This window comes from Pseudomonas sp. P5_A2_2 (assembly GCF_054177685.1).
On sequence record NZ_JBGCUL010000740.1, the window covers coordinates 1 to 2,253 of the forward strand.

Below are 2,253 nucleotides of genomic sequence, written 5' to 3' on the forward strand. Positions count from 1 at the left end.
GGTGCATATGCTGGCCCGGCAGTTCCCCAACATCGCCTTGTCCTGCGGATGGGACGACCAGGCCCTCGAGTTTTTTGCCTGGGGCGCCCGCAGTTGGGTGTGCGCAGGTTCCAACTTCCTGCCCAAGGAACACGTAGCGCTTTATGAAGCCTGCGTGATCGAAAAGAACTTCGACAAAGGCCGTCAAATCATGTCGGCAATGATGCCGCTGATGAATGCCCTGGACGGTGGCAAGTTCGTGCAATCGATCAAGTACGGCTGCGAAGTTGCCGGATTGAAAGTCGGTAACGTGCGCCTGCCATTGCAGCCACTTGAAGCGGACGAAAAGCAGAGTTTCGCGTCGGTCATTACTGAACTCAAACGTAACGTAGCCAACATTACTTCGGGAGCCAGCCATGGGTGATCTTCTGAGCAAGGCCGAATATGCCGCGCTGGCCAAAGACATTTCGTTGCCATCCAAGGCGTTCATCAATGGCGCGTTCAAGCCCGCGATCTCCGGCAAGACCTTCGCCACGAACAACCCGGCAACGGGTGAGTTTTTGACAGACGTCGCTGCCTGTTCGTCCGAGGATGTCGACCTTGCGGTGAGTAACGCCAAAGAGGCCTTCGAGGATGGACGCTGGAGATCGATTTCTCCCAGGGAACGCAAAGCGGTTCTGTTGAAGTTTGCAAACCTGCTTGAAAGCCATCAACACGAATTGGCCGTCCTCGAGAGCCTCGACAGCGGCAAACCGGTCAGTGAATGTCAGTTGGTCGACATCCCCGACACCATCCACACGATCCGCTGGCACGCAGAACTGATCGACAAGATTTACGACAACACCGCCCCGGTGGGCAGCRACGCGCTGACCATGGTGGTCCGGGAGCCGATCGGCGTGGTGGGCTGCGTATTGCCCTGGAACTTCCCGCTGCTGATGCTGGCCTGGAAAATCGGCCCGGCGCTCGCTGCGGGTTGTTCGGTCATCGTCAAACCTGCCGAACAAACCTCGCTGACCACGTTGCGTGTCGCTCAGCTGGCGTTTGAAGCCGGTATACCCGCTGGTGTCCTCAACATTGTGACCGGCACGGGCAAAGACGTCGGTGAGCCGATCGGTTTGCATAACGATGTCGACATGGTCAGCTTCACCGGCTCCACCGCGACCGGCCGGCGTTTCCTGCATTACGCCGCCGATTCGAACCTGAAACGTATCGTTCTCGAATGCGGCGGAAAAAATCCTGCCGTGGTGATGGACGATGCCCAAGACCTGGATCTTGTCGCTCAGCATGTCGTCAACGGCGCGTTCTGGAACATGGGCGAAAACTGCTCCGCGACGTCACGTCTGATCGTCCACGCGTCTGTTAAAGACGAGCTGCTGGAGCGCATGGGCGCCTACATCCGCGAATGGAAAATGGGCGACCCACTCGATCCGCAAAACCGCGTAGGGTCGCTGGTCAGCCCTGAGCATTTCGCAAAAGTGAAGTCGTACCTTGAGCACGCCGCGGCCGGCAAGCTTGAAGTTGTCTACGGCGGCGCGACCAAAGATGGTGCCTTTGTAGAGCCTACGGTGATTGACGGTGTCGGTCGAGACAACCGGCTGTTCCAGGAAGAGATCTTCGGCCCGATTCTTTCGGTCACCACCTTCAACACGATTTGCGAAGCCATTGCCCTGGCCAATGACACGGTGTACGGCCTGGCGGCCTCGGTATATACCGGCAGCCTGCGGCGGGCAATCAAGTTGTCGCGGGAAATTCGCGCCGGCATCGTCACCGTGAACTGCTTTGGTGAGGGTGATGCATCGACGCCATTCGGCGGCTACAAAGAGTCGGGCTTCGGTGGTCGGGACAAATCCATTTTTGCCCATGACCAGTACACCGAAATCAAAACAATCTGGATCGATGTGTCTGATCGGTYGGATGAAGAGACCGAAAAATGAGCACCCATACCATCAAGCGCCTGCCGGTAGACACCGGGGTTTCAGGTTGGGAGGCGATTTCCGCACGCACTGCGCCTGTCCGCATGCTTGATGGAAACGTGACGGCGGATTGGCTGATTATCGGTGCCGGTTTTGCCGGCCTGTCCGCCGCTCGCAGACTTTCACAGTTGCACCCGGGTGACAGCATCGTTGTGGTCGATGCTCATGAAGTCGCCAAGGGGCCGGCAGGCAGGAACTCGGGCTTCATGATCGATGTGCCGCACAGTCTGTCGTCTGGGGAATATTCCGTGGCGAGTGAGTCTGCAACGGCGCTGGAGATCACCCAAAATCGTTTTGCGAT

The 2,253-nt window shown here is 57.9% G+C and carries 3 protein-coding genes; all 3 read left to right on the top strand.

Features of this window, described 5'->3' with window-relative positions; genetic code table 11:
* A partial coding sequence (locus ACXRVY_RS25025; RefSeq protein ID WP_458238520.1) for a dihydrodipicolinate synthase family protein occupies window positions 1-403 on the top strand: 403 nt, incomplete at its 5' end.
* Entirely contained in the window at window positions 396-1,913 is a 1,518-nt protein-coding gene (locus ACXRVY_RS25030; RefSeq protein ID WP_458238521.1) for an aldehyde dehydrogenase, read from the top strand. The genes ACXRVY_RS25025 and ACXRVY_RS25030, both read left to right, overlap by 8 nt.
* Window positions 1,910-2,253: FAD-dependent oxidoreductase (locus ACXRVY_RS25035; protein WP_458238522.1), on the top strand; the 344-nt coding region annotated here is incomplete at its 3' end. The genes ACXRVY_RS25030 and ACXRVY_RS25035, both read left to right, overlap by 4 nt.